Raw genomic sequence first — 18,973 nt, 5'->3', positions numbered from 1 at the left:
CCGCCGCGGCGGGGCGGTCGTGGAACAGCGGTCGTCGCCGTGGCCGGGGGAGCGTGGGGGCTCCTGTGGGGTGGCTGTGGGGCGACCGTGGGGAAGAGTGACAGGAGAGGGTGCGTATTGTCAGGGTCGCGTCACCAGGTTGGCTGAAAATCGTTCGTTCGCCGGGTGTTCATGTCCGCTATGCGAACTGTTCGCCCCCGTCGGGCGGCGAAAAACGAACGCGTCCTTTTCCGGCCCAGGTCAGACGGCGGCGTCGGCGCCCTCGTCCCCGTGCCACGTCCGCCACAGGGACGCGTAGGCGCCACCCGCCTCCACCAGCTCTTCGTGGCTGCCGAGTTCGGTCAGCCGGCCGTCCTCCATCACCGCCACCCGGTCCGCGTCGTGGGCGGTGTGCAGGCGGTGCGCGATCGCGATGACCGTACGGCCCTTAAGGACGGCGGCCAGCGCCCGCTCGGTGTGCCGGGCCGTGGCCGGATCCAGTAGGGCCGTCGCCTCGTCGAGGATCAGCGTGTGCGGGTCGGCCAGCACCACCCGGGCCAGGGCCAGCTGCTGGGCCCGGCTGCCGTCGGCCGGGTGGCCGCCCGGCCCGAGCCGCGTATCCAGGGCGTCCGGCAGGGCGCGCGCCCAGTCGTCGGCACCCACGGCCGCCAGCGCCGCCCACAGCCGCGCGTCGGTGGCCGCCGGCTCGGCGATCAGCAGGTTGTCGCGGACCGTGCCGAGGAACACGTGGTGCTCCTGGGTGACCAGCACCACCTGGCGGCGCAGCCGTTCGGGCTCCAGCGCCGCGACCGGCACCCCGCCCACCGTCACCGAACCCGCCCCCGGCGCGTCCACGCCCGCCAGCAGCCTGCTCAGCGTCGTCTTCCCCGCGCCGGACGGCCCGACCACCGCGAGCCGCTCCCCCGGCCGCACCGTCAGGTCCACCCCGCGCAGCACCTCCCCGCCCCGCTCGTACGCGTACCGCACCCCGCGCACCTCGATCCGGTCGTCCACCGGGGCGGCCGGCCCGCCGGCCCGCTCACTCCTCGGCGCCGCCGCCAGCCCCTCCACCCGGGCGAACGCCGCCCCGCTGGACTGGAGTTGCTCCACCCGCATCAGGATCTGGTCCAGCGGCTCGGTGAGCTGGCGCAGATACAGCGCCGACGCCACCACCGCGCCAAGACCCACCGCTCCGCGCGCGTGCAGCCACCCGCCGGCCAGCAGCACCCCGGCCACCGGAATGGTGTACGACACCTCGATCGCCGGGAAGAGCACGGACCGCAGGAACAGCGTGTGGAGCCGGGTCCGGCGGGACGTCTCCAGCGCCTCCCGGCTCGCCGCGGTCCTTCGCCCCCGCAACCGGAACGCCTCCACGGTCCGGGCCCCCGCGGCGGTGGCCGCGACGATCTCGGTGACCTCCGACGTCGCCGCCCGCATGGCCAGGTAACCGGCGCGGGCCCGCCGCAGGTACCAGCGCAGCGCCAGCCAGATCGGGGTCAGCCCCACCACCCCCAGCAGCGCCAGCAGCGGAGCCAGCGCGAACACCGCGCCCAGCACGAACAGCGCCTGCACCGTGCACACCAGCAACTCGGGCCCGGCGTCCCGCAGCGTGGTGCCGACGGTCGCCACATCCGCCGTACCCCGCGCCGTCAGGTCACCCGTGCCCGCCCGCTCCACCGCCGACGCGGGCAGCGCCAGCACCCGGTCGACGTACTCCTCCCGCACCCGGGCCAGCGTCCGCTCCCCGAACCGGTGCCCCACGTACCGCGCCCAGCGGGCCAGCAGCGACTGGGCCAGCGCGCACAGCAGGATCCACAGCGCCAGCCGGTCCACCGCGCCGACCCCGTGCCCGGCCCGCACCTCGTCCACGATCCGCCCGACCAGCCACGGCCCCGCCAGCCCCGCACCGGCCGCCAGTGCGTTCAGCAGCGCCGCCCACGCGAACGCCCGCCCGTCGGCCCGCACCAGCCGTACGACCGCCCGCCGCACCATCGCCCGGTCCGCGACCGGCAGAGCCCCCTCGACCGCCGTCACCGTACGACCCCCTCCGTGTCCATGACGTCGGACACGACGTCGGCGTCCCGGGCCACCAGGGCCCGGTAACCCGGCTCGTCGGCCAGCAGCCGGCGGTGCGGGCCGCTCGCCGCGACCCTGCCCTCGGCCAGGAACAGCACCGTGTCCGCGCGGTCCAGCACCAGCGGCGAGGTGGACGTCAGCACCGTCGTACGGCCGGCCCGCGCCTCCCGCAGCCGCTGCGCGACCGTCGCCTCCGTGTGCGCGTCGAGCGCCGACGTCGGCTCCACCGCGATCAGCACCTCCGGGTCCGCGAGCAACGCCCGCACCAGCCGCACGCGTTGCCGCTGCCCGCCCGACAGACTGCGCCCCTGCCCCGTGACCATCGAATCGAGCCCGTCCGGCAGCCCCCGGACGATGTCGTCGGCGGCGGCCGCGGACACCGCCCGGCGCAGCGCCTCCTCGTCGCCCGCCCGCTCCGCCGCCACCACGTCCCGCAGCGGCCCGGCGAACAGGTCCGCCTCGTTGTCGGCCACCAGGATCCGCGAGCGCACCTCGGCCAGCGGTACCAGGTCGAGCCGGACGCCGCCCCAGGTGACGTCCGTGGGCGCGTACCGGCCGAGGCGGTCGACCACGGCGGCGGTCTCGGCCGGGCGGGCGCCGGCCAGCACGGTCAGCCGACCCGGCGCCACCCGCGCCCCGGACACCGGGTCGTACAGCTCCGCCGGGCCGTCCGGCGCGGGCAGGGTGCCCGGGTCCGGCTCGGGCTCCAGACGCAGCAGCCCCACGATCCGGCGGGCGGCCACCACACCGACGTTCAGCTCGTACGCCATCTGCAGGAAGAACGCCACCGGGCCGACCAGCACCGCCACATAGCCGTACACCGCGACCAAGTCACCGACACTGATGGACCCCTGGGCGGCCAGCCGGGCGCCGAGCCAGGTCACCACGGCCAGGAACAGCGTCGGCAGGCCCACGCCGAGCGCCTGCACCCAGCTGGTCACCGCGCCCACCCGGTAGCCCTGTTCCCGCAGCCGCCGGGAGTCGGTGCGGAACGCGTCCGCGAACAGCGTTTTGCCGCCGAGCCCGTTGAGAACGCGCAGCCCGCCCGCCAGGTCCCCGATCCGGGCGGTCAGCACGCCCTGCCGCTCCCGGTACTCGCTCTCCGCACCCTGCAACCGCCTGGTCAGCGGCCCGGTGATCAGCCCGATCACCGGCAGCCCGAGCAGCACGACCGCGGCGAGCGGCGCCGAGACGTCCAGCAGCAGCCCCGCCACCACCAGATAGACGACGACCGCGCCCACCCCGGGCCCGGCCAGGGTCAGGGCCTGCGAGACCTTCTCGACGTCACCGACCCCGATGGTCACGACCTCCCCGGCGCCAGCCCGGCGCGGGAGTACGGCACCCAGCCGGGCCGTGTGGCCGACGACCACCTTGACCGTGCGGAAGTTGGCGTCCATCCGGACCCGGGTCATCGTGCGGTGCCGCATGATGCTCAGCCAGGCGTTGAACGAGCCCACGACGAACATCGCCGCCGTCCAGCCGCCCAGCACCGCCGTCCGGCCGGGCACCAGCCCGTCGTCCACGGCCCGCGCCATCATGTACGGCTGCGCGGCCATCAGCGACAGCCACACACTGCCGAGCACCGCGCCGGCCACCGCCCGCCCGAGCTGCCGGCGCACCAGCCAGCCCAGGTAGTGCCAGCCGCCCCGGACGTCCGGCGTACCCGGATCCTCGTAGGCGTCGATCATCCTGACTCCCCCCTCAGGCCCTATGCCAGGCTGTCGCGCCACGCCTTGTGCAGATCCGCGAACCGGCCCGTCCCGGCGATGAGTTCGTCCGGCCGTCCGTCCTCCACGATCCGGCCGTGCTCCATGACCAGCACCCGGTCCGCGATCTCCACGGTCGACAGCCGGTGCGCGATCACCACGGCGGTACGGCCCCGCAGGACCGTCGACATGGCCTGCTGCACCGCCCGTTCCCCGGGCACGTCCAGGGAGCTGGTCGCCTCGTCCAGGATCAGCACGGCCGGGTCGGCGAGCAACGCCCGTGCGAACGCGACCAGTTGCCGCTGCCCGGCCGAGATACGGCCGCCCCGCTTGCGTACGTCGGTGTCGTAGCCGTCGGGCAGGGCGCTGATGAACTCGTGCGCGCCGATCGCCTTCGCCGCCCGCTCGATGTCCTCCCGGCTCGCCTCGGGACGGCCGATCGCGATGTTGTCGGCGACCGTGCCGGAGAACAGGAACGCCTCCTGCGTCACCATCACCACCCCGCGCCGCAGTTCGGGCGTCGCCAGCTCGCGCAGGTCGACGCCGTCCAGCAGGACACGGCCGGCGGAGGGGTCGTAGAACCGGGCGAGGAGCTTGGCCAGCGTCGACTTGCCGGCGCCGGTGGAGCCGACGACCGCGACCGTCCGCCCCGCCGCCAGGGTGAGGTCGAAGCGGGGGAGCACCTCGCCGCCGGTGCGGTAGCCAAAGCCGACGCCGTCGAACACGACCTCCCGGCCCGGGAAACCGGACGCGGTCGCGGGCAGTTCCCGGGGCTGGGACGGCTCGGGTACGGACGGGGTCTGCGCCAGCAGCCCGGCGATCTTCTCCAGGGAGGCCGCCGCCGACTGGTAGGAGTTCAGGAACATGCCGAGCCGGTCGATCGGGTCGTACAGCCGCCGCAGATACAGCACCGCGGCCGCCAGCACACCCAGCGCCAGCGAGCCCGACGCCACCCGGTAGGCGCCCCACAGCACGATCCCGGCGACCGCCGTGGTGGCCACCAGCCGCGAGCCGACCACATAGCGGGCCATCTCCAGCATGGCGTTGCCGTTGGTCCGCTCGTGCCGCCGGTTCAGCATCGCGAACTCGGCGTCGTTCACGGCCTCCCGGCGGAACGCGCGCACCGGGCGGATGCCGTTCATCGTCTCCACGAACTTCACGATTACCGCGGCGATCGCCGTGGACCGCGCCCCGAACACCCGCCCCGCGCGCCGCCGGTACATCCGCACCAGCAGGTACAGCGGCACGAACGAGGCGACCGCGACCGCGCCGAGGCCCAGGTCCAGCCAGAGCAGCATCGCGGAGATGTAGAGGAAGGACAGGATGACCGTCACCAGCTCCTGCAGCCCCTCGTCGAGGAGCTCGCGCAGCGACTCCACGTCCGTGGTGGAGCGGGAGATCAGCCGGCCGCTCGTGTACCGCTCGTGGAAGTCCACGCTCAGTGCCTGCGCGTGCCGGAAGATCCGGCCCCTGAGGTCCAGCAGCACGTCCTGGCTTACGCGGGCGGACACCACGATGAACGCGTACTGCAGGCCCCCGGACAGGCAGGCGCACAGCAGGTAGCCGACGGCGACCGCGATCAGCGGCCCGTGGTCGTGGTCCCGGAACGCGGGGACGGCGCTGTCGATGGCGTACGCCACGAGCAGCGGGCCCGCCTGCACCGCCGCCTGCTGGAGCAGCAGCAGGAGCGTGGTCAGGGCGACCCTGGCCTTCATCGGGGCGAGCAGGGAGCGGAGCAGCGCGGAGGTGGCGCCCGGCGGGGTGGGCAGCACGTCCCGGTCGAACGGGTCGCCGGCGCCGGTCGCAGGCTTGGCGCGCGGGTCTTCGTCCTCGGTGGCGGTGGGCGCGGAGGCGGTCGTCGTCATCGGTGGTCCTCGTCCTCCTCGGCCCCGGCGCCGGACATGAGATGGGCGTACTCGGCGTTGTCACGCAGCAGTTCGTGGTGTGTGCCGACGGCGGTGATCCGTCCTTCGGACAGCAGGGCCACCCGGTCGGCCAGCAGGACGGTGGAGGGCCGGTGGGCCACGATCAGTGCGGTGGTGTCGCTGAGGACCCGGCGCAGCGCGGCCTCCACGGCGGCCTCCGTGTGCACGTCCAGCGCGGACAGCGGGTCGTCCAGCACCAGGAACTCGGGTCGGCCGACGACCGCGCGGGCCAGCGCGAGGCGCTGGCGCTGGCCGCCGGAGAGGCTGAGGCCCTGTTCGCCGACCTGGCTGTCGGTGCCCTGCGGGAGCGCGTGCGCGAAGTCCGCCTGGGCGACGGCGAGGGCCCGGTCCAGGTCCCGGGGGCCGGCCTCGGCGCCGGCGCCCATCAGCACGTTCTCGCCGACGCTGGCCGAGAAGAGGGTGGGTTCCTCGAAGGCCACGGCGACCCTGGTGCGCAGTTCCTCCCTCGGCATCGTGGTGATGTCCACTCCGTTGAGGGTGATGCGGCCGGCGGTGGTCTCGTGCAGGCGGGGGACCAGGGCGGTGAGGGTGGTCTTGCCGCTGCCGGTCGCTCCGACGAGGGCCATGGACTCGCCGGGGCGGATGTGGAGGTCGATGTGGTGGAGGAGGGGGGTGGAGGTGGGGTCGGCGTCGGGGTAGCGGAACTGGACGGCGTGGAAGCGGAGGCCTGCGGCGGCTTGCCCGGTGTTGGTGCGGGCCCGGGGTGGGTTTTCGCTTGCCCCGCTGGGGCGTGCCGCTGCGCCCACCCGTGCCGCCCCAGCGGCACGACTGCCCGCAGCTACGGGGTCTTCCTGGGCCTCGTCCAGGACCTCGAAGTACCGCTCCGTCGCCGTGGCCGCCTCCTGGGTCATGGCGAGGAGGAAGCCGATGGAGTCGATGGGCCAGCGGAGGGCTAGGGCGGTGCTGAGGAAGGCGACCAGGGTGCCGGCCGAGAGGTCGCCGTCGGCCACCTGGACGGTGCCGAGGACGAGGGCCGCGCCGATCGCCGCCTCGGGGAGGGTGACGATGACGCCCCAGATCGAGGCGAGCAGCCGGGCCTTGCGCAGCTCCGTGCCGCGCAGGGTGGCGGACAGCGCGCGGAAGGCGCGGGCCTGGGTGCGGTGGCGGCCGAAGCCCTTGATGATGCGGATGCCGAGCACGCTCTCCTCGACCACCGTGGTCAGGTCGCCCACCTGGTCCTGCGCCTGCCGGGCCACCCGCGCGTAGCGGCGCTCGAAGACCGCGCACGTCCACATCACCGGGATCGCGGGCCCGAGGATGACCAGCCCGAGCAGCCAGTCCTGGGCCAGCATGATGGCCACGCCGACCAGGATCGTCACCCCGTTGACCAGCAGGAACGTCATCGGGAAGGCGAGGAACAGGCGCAGCAGCATCAGGTCGGTCGTGCCCCGGGAGAGCAGCTGGCCCGACGCCCAGCGGTCGTGGAAGGCCACGGGCAGCCGCTGCAGATGCCGGTAGAGGTCGGCCCGCAGCTCCGCCTCGACGTGCGACAGCGGCCTCGCGACCAGCCAGCGCCGTATCCCGAACAGCACCGCCTCGGCGATCCCGAGGAGCAGCAGGTACAGCGCCCCGAGCCAGACCCCCGCCGGGTCCCGGTCGGCTACGGGGCCGTCGACCATCCACTTCAGCACGAGCGGGATCACCAGCCCCGTGCAGGAGGCGACGACCGCGACGAACGCGGCGCCGAACAGCCGCGCCCGCACGGGCCGGACATACGGCCACAGCCGCAGCAGGGTGCGTACGGCGGACCGCTTCTGGGTGGGTGCGTCTGTCGTGGCCATCATCGCGAGCGTACGGACCGCCACTGACAACGCCCACCGAGTTTTGGCCGGACCCGGCTCGGTCGCTGGTCCTACGACCAGCACGTTCGACCGGTCGTACGACCTTCTTCTGAGGGCTCCGATGCCCTGGTCACACCTTGTAGTCCGAAAATCACTCTTGAACGGGTCTTCTTAAGGAAGTTTTAATGCTGGCGCCATGTAGATCTTGTGTTGTGGGGGGTTGGGTTCTGTGTGGGCAGGGTGGGGAAGACGTGGTTCGGCCGGTTTTGGCAGATCTGGGCGGCGTCGGGGTCTGAGGGCTTCGGTTGCCGCCTTCGCCGTGTTCGCGGCCGTGTTGTCGCTGCCCGCGCAGCAGGCGTCTGCGGCGCTGGGCGAGTCGGATCCGGCGCCGTTGTCGGAGGGGCAGCAGGCGTTGGCGGATGCGCGGCAGTCCGGTCATCAGGTCGAGGTGATGAGTCAGCGCACGGACCGGACGACGGTGTTCGCCAACCCGGACGGCTATTCGTTCACGTTGCAGGAGTCGGCTGTCCCGGTCCGGGTGGGGACGGCGGGGGGTGGCTGGCAGGCGCCTGATGCCACGCTGGTTAGGCGGTCCGACGGGTCGGTGGCGCCGAAGGCCGCAGCCGTGGGGATGACGTTCTCCGGTGGCGGGGACAGGACGCCGCTGGCGAGGATCACCGATCGGGGCCGGTCTATGGAGCTGTCCTGGCCGGGCAGCCTGCCGGCTCCCACGCTGGACGGCACGAGCGCTCTGTACCCGGATGTCCTGCCGGGCGTGGATCTTCAGCTGAACGCGACGCCGGAGAGTTTCCAGCCGGTGTTCGTGGTGAAGACGGCCGAGGCGGCGGCGAACGATCAGCTGAAGAAGCTGACGTTCGGGCTGAAGGCGGACGGGCTTCAGGTGCGTGAGGGCCCGTCGGGGAACCTGGTGGCGGTGGATGCCAGTGGGCAGACGGTGTTCAAGGCCCCGCCGGCCCGGATGTGGGACTCGGCCGGCCAGGCGACGGGGACACAGACAAAACTGATGCGGACCGAGGCTGTTGGTACGAATGGTTCCGGACCGTCCGGTACGTCGGCGACGGGGGCGGCGTTGGCGGACGAGGGTGTGGAACCCGGCCAGGGCGACACGGTGGCCCGGATGGACGTGGAGGTCGGCAAGAACTCGCTGACCGTGGTCCCGGACGCGCGGATGCTCGACTCGACGGATGCATCGGCGTTCCCGGTGTTCATCGACCCGACGGTGACGTGGGGCGAGTCGGAGCGCACCTTGTTGCGCAGTGACGGCTATGAGTCCTACGGGTGGGGCAACGGCGACGACGACCAGGGCAAGGGCGCGGGCAAGTGCGGGTCCTGGAGCGGCTACTACTGCGGGCCGGGGTATGTGCAGAAGCTGTATTTCGAGTTCTCCCCGTCGAGTCTGAAGGGGAAGAAGGTGCTGGATGCCACGTTCCGGGTGACGGAGCCGTGGGCGTTCCAGTGTGATCCGCGCTGGGTGGATTTGGTGCGGACGAACAACATCTCCTCGTCCACGACGTGGTCGTCGCGGCCGAAGGAGCTGGACTGGATGGTGGACCGGTATGTGTCGGCCGGTCGCGGCTCGCTGTGCGACCCGGACTCGCCGAAGGCGCCGATCGAGTTCAACGACAGCGCCAAGGAGCCGAACGAGAACCTGACGCCGACGGTGGCCGACTTCGCGGCGGGCAAGTTCTCCCGCCTGACGCTGGAGCTGCGTGCGCATGACGAGTCGGACACCTCGGCGTGGAAGCGGTTCAGGAACGACGCGGTCCTCGCGGTCACGTTCGTTGGTCTGCCGGACAAGGCGACCGGGGTCGGCCTGAACGTGAACAAGAAGCCGGTGTGCGAGCACCACGAGTCGGATCCTCAGATCGTGGACACGGTGAGGCCGCAGCTGATGGCTACGACGCAGACGAAGCCGGGCGGGGAGAAGGACGCCCAGCTGCGGATGTACTTCGACGTCGATGTCAAGTCGGGCACGACCTGGGCGGACGCCGCGGAGTCCGGCGGGGACACGAGTCCTTCGACCGGCTATGTCGGTGACGGCTCCAACCGGACCCTGACGTGGTCGGCGCTCACCGAGGGAAAGCTGTACCGGTACCGCGCGTGGGTGCTGTCATACTACAACGGCGCCAAGAGCTACTTGGAGGGGCCGTCCAGCGAGACTGTCAACGGCTGGTGCTACTTCAAGATAGATGCGAGCGCGCCCAAAGCACCTCAAGTGACTTTCGGTGCTCCATACACGGAGTGTACGACCAATGCGTGCGCGCCGCACGGTGGGCCGGGTGTGGCGGGGACGTTCACGTTCAAGGCGGCGGCCGGAGATGGAAACGTCGTTGCCTACAAGTACAAGCTGACCGATGGCGCGGCCTGGTCCACGCTCAAGGGTTCGACAGTGAATGTCGTGATCACTCCGCAGGTGGCGGGTACGCACAGGCTGTACGTACTGGCTGTGGATGACGTTGGCTTGGGTCGTCCGGGTACGCAGAGCGTGGTGGATTTCCTGGTTGCGGCGGGTCAAGGGCCGGTAGGCCGATGGCATTTCGGCGAGTCCAGTGGTGTTGCTGTGGATTCGGCAACCGCCGGCGACAGGCACGACGCCACGCTGGGAGGCGGCGCTGTACGGGACGACCGGGGCCGGCGTGGGCTGATCACCCACGATTCCCAGGGGCTCCCTCTGGGAACGCCGGTCACTGATCGGGGTCTCTCCCTGAACGGGACCACCGGGTATGCCCAGACCGGGGCGCCAGTACTGGAGACCCGGTCGGCGTTCACGCTGTCGGCGTGGGTGAGGCTGGAAAAGAAGGCTGGCTATGCGACCGTCTTGTCTCAGCGGGGACCCGACGGCGATCCGTTCGCGTTCTGGTATTCGGGCGCTCTGAAGAACTGGTACTTCGGCATTCGCAAGGCCGACGGCAGCGGCTACTGGGGGACGCCCGCCGTCTTCCCGGCGCAAACAGGTGTGTGGACATTTCTTGCGGGTTCGTATGATCCGGCCACGAAGCAGTTGAAGTTCTACGTCGATGGCCGATTGCAGTACAAAGCTGTCACGACGGAAGGCTCATGGCCGTCGACCGAGCCTCTCCAGTTCGGGCGCACCCAGACCGGCACCAGCAGCTACACGAACTACTTCCCAGGCTCGATCGACGAGGTGGCGGTCTGGCAACGTGTTCTGACACCCGAAGAGATCGCGCGTGAGGCTCAGCTGTTCAGTTCCGACTCATTCGCGGGTGTGGAACTGGTGGCTGACTGGAGCCCAGACCAGGGCAGTGGCACCACGGTTCCCGACACCACTTCTGGCTACGGCAAGAACTTGACACTGACCGGCGGCTCCACGCTGGACGATGGCGCCATGCTGTTCGACGGCAACGACGGTACGGCGAGCACGAGCGGCCCGCTGGTGTCGGAGCACGCCTCGTTCACCGTCACAACACTGGTGCAACTGGACTCGGCGAAACTCCTGTCCAAAGACGTCGGCTATATAGGACAGGTGTTGGGTCAGCGCACAGCGGACGGGTCGTCATGGGGGCTGTGGTACAAATTGACTGGGAAAGAGTCCTTTCTTGATGACGTCACCGGCGAGGAACGCACGGTCCCTATCGGTAAGTGGCAGTTCGGTCGTCTGAACGACGACGGAACCCTGTCCGCGGTAGCTTCTGCGGGGACAGCGGTACTGGACAGCCCCGTGCGCCTGACTGGCATCTACAACTCCCTGAACGGGAAGATCAGTCTGTATCTCGGTCACCATCAGGACGGCGACGCGCAGGCGTTCACAGTCAAGCTCGGCAGCGGCGACTTCGCCGTTGGCAAGGGCTTCACCAACGGTGCCTGGCAGCACTACGTGCCGGCCAGGGTCTGGGACGTGCGTCTGTGGGCCGGCGCCATGGCCGGCATTGACCAGGTCGAGGAAACCGTGGGCGACTGACACTCGGACGTAGCGGCAGTCGAGACGACGCCGCCTTCTATCCGTGAAGATCAGGCAGACCGTTCACGCACGAAATTGCTGACCTTTCTTTTGGGACTGGGCGGAGCGCAGGGCATGGTCTTTGGCATAGGCACAACAAAGTCCCGCATTGGCGTGTTGCGAGACAGACGGCGTCGGCTGCTGGTGCAGTCGCTGGCGTTGGCTCTGGTGGTGCCCCTAGGCCTGGCGCAGGCGGCGCACGCGCAGTCGCCGGACGGTCTGGGGCGACCGGATGTACCGGGGACCCCGGTGAGCAAGGTGAAGGCGTTCGAGGGTCCGGGTGCGAAGAACGCGCGGCAGAGGGTCGCCCAGGACGAGAGGACCAACGCGGCTCAGGCGCGGCGGGCTCGGGCGGAACGGAGGGCCGGCTGGCCCAAGCACGGCGAAGTCGCGGTCGGTCTGAAGCCGGGCCGGGTGGGCAAGGCTTCGCCGGGCGGTCTCCCGATGGCGATGAGCCCGTTGTCCGGGACCGTTGCGAAGCGGGAGGCTTCGGCGGCAGGGACGGCGCGGATCAGCGTGCTGGATCAGAAGGTCGCCCGCAGGGCGGGCATCACGGGTGTGCTGCTGACCGCCTCGGCCGACCGGCCGGGCGCGGCAGACGTGAGTGTTGACTACAGCGGTTTCGCGTCGGCAGTCGGGGGCGGCTGGTCGCAGCGGCTGCGCCTGGTTCAGCTTCCGGCATGTGCGCTGACCACGCCCGAGAAGGCACGCTGCCGCAAGCAAACTCCGCTGGCCTCTGGCAATGACATGGAACACCAGTCGGTGTCGGCCAGGGTCCACTTGGCCGACACCTCAAACGGTGGCCCGTCGACGCGCCTGACAAGGTCGTTCGGTTCCTCCAACGAGGCTGTGACGGTTCTCGCGGTCACCGCGTCCGGCTCGGGTTCAGGCGAGTCGGCCAACGGTTCCGGGGACTTCTCGGCAACTCCCTTGTCGCCGTCGTCGTCGTGGCAGGCGGGTGGTAACTCGGGTTCGTTCACCTGGTCCTACGGGTTCACCATGCCGCCGGCTGCAGCCGGCCCGACGCCGTCGCTGGGGTTGTCGTACGACTCCGGCAGCATTGACGGCCAGACGGCGACGACCAACAATCAGGGCACGTCCGTCGGTGAGGGCTTCGGTCTCACGGAGTCCTACATCGAGCGCAGTTACGGCTCGTGTGACGACGACGGTCACGCGGATGTCTTCGATCAGTGCTGGAAGTACGACAACGCCAGTCTGGTCCTGAACGGCAGTTCCACCCAGCTGATCAAGGACGACAAGACCGGCACGTGGCACCTCGCCGATGACGACGCATCAACTGTGACGCGGTCCACGGGCGCGGACAACGGCGACGACGACGGCGAGTACTGGACCGTCATCACCGGGGACGGCACGAAGTACGTGTTCGGTCTGGACAAGCTGGACGGCGCGACCACGCAGCGCACCAACTCGGTGTGGACCGTCCCGGTGTTCGGCGACGACTCCGGCGAGCCCGGCTATTCCAAGGGCGACACCTTCGCGGACCGGTCCCTGACGCAGGCATGGCGGTGGAACCTGGACTATGTCGAGGACACCCGCGGGAACGCGGCCACGTACTGGTACACGAAGGAGTCGAACTACTACAAGAAGAACAAGGCGGCCAAGGCGAGCGCCTCGTACACGCGGGGCGGGTATCTGACCCGGATCGAGTACGGGCTGCGCAAGGGCGCATTGTTCACGGACAAGGCGGATGCGAAGGTCACCTTCGACCACGCCGAGCGGTGCACGGCCTCGGACTGTTCCAGTCTGACGAAGGACACGGCGGACAACTGGCCGGACGTGCCGTTCGACGCGATCTGCTCCAAGGACGACACTGACTGCCGTGCCGAGACCCCCTCGTTCTTTTCTCGTAAGCGTCTGACGGGGATCAATACCTACTCGTACAACGCCGCCACGGCTGCCTATGATCCGGTGGACTCCTGGGTCCTGACCCAGCGGTATCTCGATGGTGGGGACATCGGTGACAGTTCCGACCAGGTACTGACGCTGACGTCGATCAAACACACCGGGAAGGCCGGTGAGAAGAGCGTCGTACTGGACCCGGTGTCCTTCACGTATCAGATGCGCCCGAACCGGGTCGACGCTACGGACGACATCCTGCCGCTGACCCGCCCGAGGATCTCCACGGTCACCTCGGAGACCGGTGCGATCACGACGGTGACCCTGTCGTCGCCGGAGTGCACGCGCAGCAAGGTTCTGGACGCGGCCCCGGACTCAAACGCCCGTTCGTGCTATCCGCAGTTCTGGCACATCAACGGCGCCGAAGACGCGGCGATCGACTGGTTCAACAAGTACCGGGTGCTGGCCGTCGACGTCGCCGATCAGGCGGCGGGCAATGACGCGGTCGAGTACGCATATGACTACAGCGGCGCGGCCTGGCACTACAGCGACGACCCGTTCACCCCGAAGGACGAGCGGACCTGGTCGGACTGGCGCGGCTACCAGAAGGTCACCGCCTGGACCGGTGCGACCGCGGTGACCCGCTCCAAGACGGTCTCTCTGTACATGCAGGGCATGGACGGCGACAAGAAGAAGGACGGCACCACCAAGTCGGTGAGCGTGGCCCCGCTGTTGGACACGGACGTCGACTTCGGCCCCGCCGTCGACCGCGACCGCTACAAAGGTGTGCTGCGCCAGCAGGTCACCTACAACGGCAACCAGCCCATCGCCAGCACCTTCAACAACTACACCTACCGGCAGACGGCCGTACAGACGGTCCCGGACGCGGCCGGCCGGCTCGCGCTGTGGGTCCGCCCGACCACGACGTACACCAGCACCTACCTGACCGGTTCGAAGACCTGGCGCAGCCGGGCCACCAACCAGCACTACGACACCCTCGGCATGGTCACCTCGTCCGACGACTACGGGCAGGTCGGCAAGGGCGGCGACGAGACCTGCACCCGCACCTGGTACGCCCGCAACTCCGGCCTCGGCATCACCAGCCTCGTCTCCCGTAAGCGGACAGTCGCACAGCCGTGCACGGTGACCGACAGCAAACTCGGCCTTCCCGCGTCTTCCAGCACTCGCGGTGACGTCCTGTTGGACGTGGCCGCTGTCTTCGACAACCCGAAGGCCGCGGGATGGTCAGCGGCGCAGAAACCGACCAAGGACGAGCTCACTTGGATGGGCCGGGTCACCGGATACGCGGTCACGGCGGACACCGCGGGTGAGCGCCTGCCGACAGGGTGGCAGACGGTAGCCAATGCCTCGTACGATCCGCTCGGCCGCCTCCTGTCGGAGACGAATGCGGCGGGTCACACTACATCCATCGCGTACACACCGGTCGACGCGGGCCCGCTGACCAAGACCATCTCCACCGACGCCAAGGGCTACCGGTCGGTCAATTTCCTCGATCCGCGGCGCGGCTTGGCCCTGCGCAGCTACGACATCAATCTGAAGAAGACCGAAAACTCTTACGACGCTCTGGGGCGCCTCACAGCGGTCTGGACACCAGACCGGAGCCGAGGCGCCGGCGACGCGGCCAGCGAGATTTTCACCTACCACCCGGGCAACACCAAACCGTCCTGGGTGTCGACCTCGACACTGAAGAAGGACGGCGTCACCTACAACACCGGCTACGCGCTGTACGACTCGCTCCTGCGCCCGATACAGACGCAGTCGCCGACCCCGCAGGGCGGCCGTCTGCTGACCGACAGGCGGTACGACACTCGCGGTCTGGCGTACGAGACGCACGCGGACATCTTCGACACCACCAGTACACCGAACGGCACCTACACCCGTGTCAGTTCCGGTGAGGCCCCGAGACAGACGGAGACCGTGTTCGACGGGGCGGGCCGTGCCACGTCCAGCACTCTGTACGTGTTCGGGGTGAAGAAGTGGTCCACGACCACCAGCTACACCGGTGACTCCACGGCCACCACAGCCCTGGACGGCGGCTCGGCCAAGCGGACGATCACCGACGTGCGGGGCCAGGCTACGGAGACGCGCGAATACGCGTCGGTGAGTCCGGCGGACACTGCGTTCGGCACCGGCCCCGGGGCCTCGTACACGTCGGTGAAGTTCACGTACGCGCCCGACGGCAAGCAGGCGTCGGTCACCGGCCCGGACGGCGCGAAGTGGTCCTACGGATATGACCTGTTCGGTCGGCAGACCAGCGCCGACGACCCCGACAAGGGCAAGGCGACCGCCGAGTACAACGCGCTCGACCAGGTCACCAAGACCACCGACTCCCGTGGCACGTCGCTCCTGACCGCCTACGACGAACTCGGCCGGCCCACGGGCACCTGGACGGGTTCGAAGACGGACGCCAACCAGCAGACCGCCTACACCTACGACACGGTCCTCAAGGGCCTACCCACCACGTCCACCCGCTACGTCGGCGGCAAGACCGGGGCCGCCTACACCCGGGAGATCACCCAGTACGACACCCTGGGCCGGCCCACCGCGACCGAGCTGCGTCTGCCGGACAGTGACCCGTTCGTCAAGGCGGGCGTGCCGTCCACACTGGCGCACGAGACGTACTACAACATCGACGGCACTCAGCAGTACGAGAAGGAACCCGCACTCGGCGGCCTTGAGTCGGAGATCATCGAGTTCCGGTACGACGACCTGGGTGATCTGACCTCGATGCCCGGCTACCTGCGGAATGCGACCTACTCCGCCCTCGGCCAGCCCGAACAGCTCACCTCGGGCACCGGAGGTGAGGGCACCAAGGACGTCTACGTCACCAACACCTACGAAGCAGGCACCGGCCGCCTGGCCCGCAGCCATGTCACGGACCAGACCCACCCGTACATGCTGCAGGACCTCAACTACACCTACGACCAGACCGGCAACGTCACCGAGATCAACGACCCCACCACCCTCGGCGGCCACACCAGCGCCGACACCCAGTGCTTCACCTACGACGCCCACCAGCGCCTCACCGAAGCCTGGACCCCCGCATCCCAGAACTGTACCGACACCCGCGACACCGCCACCCTGACCGGCCCGGCCCCGTACTGGACCAGCTACACCTACAACACCGCCGGACAACGCCTCACCGAAACCGCCCACACCGGCACCGGCGACAAACACACCACCTACTGCTACACCAGCACCACCCAGCCCCACACCCTCACCGGCACCACCACCAAGAGCGACTGCACCAGCCCCGAGCGCTCGTACAGCTACTACGCCACGGGCAACACCAAGACACGTCCCGGAAGCTCCGCCGGACAAGAACTCATCTGGTCGCCCGAAGGCAAGCTGACCAAGCTCACTGAAGCCGGCACCTCGACCGACTACATCTACGACGCGGGCGGCAACCTGCTGATCCGCTCCACCCAGGACGGCGAACGCGTCCTCTACGACGGCGCAACCGAACTCCACCTCCGCGCCGACGGCACCACCTGGGCCCAGCGCTACTACTCCGCCGCCGGCATCACCGCGGCCATGCGCTCCAACCAGACCGGCCACGAGAAGCTCACCTTCCTCACGGGCGACCGGCACGGCACCTCCAGCCTCGCCCTCACCCCCGACACCGCCCAGACCTACACCAAGCGCTACACCACCCCCTTCGGCGCCGACCGAGGCACGCCCGCCTACGGCCCATGGCCCGACGACAAGGGCTTCCTCGGCAAAACCCGCGACACAAACACCGGCCTCACCCACATCGGCGCCCGCGAATACGACCCCACCATCGGTCAATTCCTCAGCACCGACCCACTCCTCTCCCCGAACGACGTCCAAAGCCTCAACGGCTACAGCTACGCCGCCAACAACCCCACCACCGCCAGCGACCCCACGGGACTCAAGCCGGTCTCCACCTGCGACAGGGGATGTACAGACGGCACCGACACCTACCGGGACTGGTTTAGCCCGAACAGCGACGGAACCTGGGGCTATCACTGGGAGAACGACCACTACCTCTACGACTCGCAGAACCGAGTCCACAGCATCGTCAAGCGGGGCAGCGACCAGCCAACTGTCGGCACGAAGGTCACGTACAACCACTACCCCGTAACGGCCCTCACGCTGGCCATCAAGATGGTCGTCCCGGACATCGGCGAGTGGAAGGCATGCGCCGGTAATCCCGGCCTGAATTCCCATTGCGGCTGGGCCGCGACGGACCTGCCGCTCCCCACCAAGTACTTCAAAGCTCTCAAGCTGCTCAAGCTGAAGAAGCTGAAGCGAGCCGAGGAAGCAGGCGAGGCGGTCGAGGACGCGGCCGGCGACGTTGCCGACGCGGGCAAAACGGCACGCCATGGTGAGCCCGAGGGCACCGGGTGCAGCTTCACCCCGGACACCCCGGTCCTCATGGATCACGGCAAGACGAAACCGATCGCCGAGATCAAACCCGGCGACAAGGTAGAAGCCGCTGACCCCGCCACCGGCAAGCACAGGAACCCGCACACCGTCACCGCGACCCACGTCAACCATGACTACGACCTCATAGACCTCCGCATCCGCCGCACGGACGGGACCACCGCCACCGTCCACACCAACGCCAAACACCCCTTCTGGGACGACACCCTCCATACCTGGGTCCCCGCCGGCCAACTCCAGCCTGGCCACGCCCTCAACACCGCCACCAACCACCATGTACGCGTCGCCGCAGTCACGGTCCGCCCCGGCGACCGTGACATGTACAACCTGACCGTTGACACCCTCCACACGTACTATGTGCTGGCGGGGGCCACGCCGGTCCTGGTTCACAATTGCGGCGAGGTGGCAGTCGACACGAATGCGGTGACGGATGCCCTCTCGGGCGCAAGGACCGCTGAAGTAGATGCCGCCTTGGCGGGGCGTGCCCCGGTGCTTTCGCCGACTGCTCATCGCGAACTACTCGAAGGTGGACACTCGGCAGATGCCATTGGTAGCTGGTTGTCGGAGCGGGGAGGACGCATGGGACCGGCTTCCACCAGCGAAGGCGTTGCTTCGCTCCAGGCTCGCCTCAGGGGCATGTGGAAGGGTAAGTCATTCAATCCGATGATTGCCGACGACGATGCTTCGGTCTTGCATTCGGCGATACAGGATGGATTGCCGATCATTACAAACGACAAGAGATTCTATAAGAATATCGAAAGACTCGGATATTCGAGCGAGCGATATTAGTTGATCATGTTGTTTGGGGTGCCCCGCGCTTGCTAGCTTGCGGGGCACCCCAGACCGGGTAAACGGGCTGGTAGAAGGTGGCCACATGCGTGAAGATGAACTCGAGGATATCGAGGAGTTGTGCTCTGCGGCCACTCCGGCGCCTTGGTTCGTTAGGACCTTGGACGATGACTCCGCCATGAATCTTGTGGCGGTGAGCACGGCTCCCGACACTGGCGCTGCCGAGAGGTGGCCGAATTTTGATCATCGAGACATAATTGCCGCAACTTTGGTTCAGCATCCGCGATACGTCGATTCTGGCGACGAACGCTGGGATGAGAACGCAGCCTTCATTGTAATGGCGCGGGAGGCTGTGCCGCGCCTCGTGGAAGAGGTTAGGCGTCTCCGGGCCCTGCTTGCGGGTGAGGGGAATGGTTAATGATGGTCTATTCG

The 18,973-nt window shown here is 68.9% G+C and carries 7 protein-coding genes; 2 read left to right on the top strand and 5 right to left on the bottom strand.

The window, feature by feature from the left end; genetic code table 11:
• Positions 1–240: 240 nt before the first annotated feature.
• The 4 genes from DBP14_RS08890 to DBP14_RS08875 are packed head-to-tail and all read right to left on the bottom strand — an operon-like array spanning position 241 to position 7,488.
• Positions 241–1,971, bottom strand: coding sequence for an ABC transporter ATP-binding protein (locus DBP14_RS08890; RefSeq protein WP_206739433.1), 1,731 nt, complete (start codon positions 1,969–1,971; stop codon positions 241–243).
• A gap of 38 nt (positions 1,972–2,009) precedes the next feature.
• Positions 2,010–3,743 (bottom strand): ABC transporter ATP-binding protein, encoded by a 1,734-nt coding sequence (locus DBP14_RS08885; protein WP_129306472.1) that lies wholly within the window; start codon positions 3,741–3,743, stop codon positions 2,010–2,012.
• 20 nt (positions 3,744–3,763) lie between these two features.
• Entirely contained in the window at positions 3,764–5,626 is a 1,863-nt protein-coding gene (locus tag DBP14_RS08880; RefSeq protein ID WP_129306471.1) for an ABC transporter ATP-binding protein, read from the bottom strand.
• Positions 5,623–7,488, bottom strand: a complete 1,866-nt coding sequence (locus DBP14_RS08875) for an ABC transporter ATP-binding protein (protein ID WP_129306470.1) — start codon at positions 7,486–7,488, stop codon at positions 5,623–5,625. The genes DBP14_RS08880 and DBP14_RS08875 overlap by 4 nt, the downstream gene beginning before the upstream one ends.
• Before the next feature lie 319 nt (positions 7,489–7,807).
• On the opposite strand from DBP14_RS08875, the gene DBP14_RS08870 reads away from it, so the two are divergent.
• Positions 7,808–11,428 (top strand): LamG domain-containing protein, encoded by a 3,621-nt coding sequence (locus DBP14_RS08870; protein WP_129306469.1) that lies wholly within the window; start codon positions 7,808–7,810, stop codon positions 11,426–11,428.
• A gap of 707 nt (positions 11,429–12,135) precedes the next feature.
• Here DBP14_RS08870 and DBP14_RS36735 read toward each other — a convergent pair.
• Positions 12,136–12,447, bottom strand: coding sequence for a hypothetical protein (locus DBP14_RS36735; RefSeq protein ID WP_241740847.1), 312 nt, complete (start codon positions 12,445–12,447; stop codon positions 12,136–12,138).
• A gap of 19 nt (positions 12,448–12,466) precedes the next feature.
• Here DBP14_RS36735 and DBP14_RS08865 point away from each other — a divergent pair, with 19 nt between their 5' ends.
• Positions 12,467–18,541 carry a polymorphic toxin-type HINT domain-containing protein gene (locus tag DBP14_RS08865; protein WP_241740846.1) on the top strand — a complete coding sequence of 2,025 codons (6,075 nt, stop codon included), beginning with the start codon at positions 12,467–12,469 and terminating at the stop codon, positions 18,539–18,541.
• Positions 18,542–18,973: the final 432 nt, after the last annotated feature.

It is taken from the genome of Streptomyces sp. L2, assembly GCF_004124325.1.
GTDB lineage: Bacteria > Actinomycetota > Actinomycetes > Streptomycetales > Streptomycetaceae > Streptomyces.
This window is presented reverse-complemented; position numbering and strand designations above follow the sequence as displayed.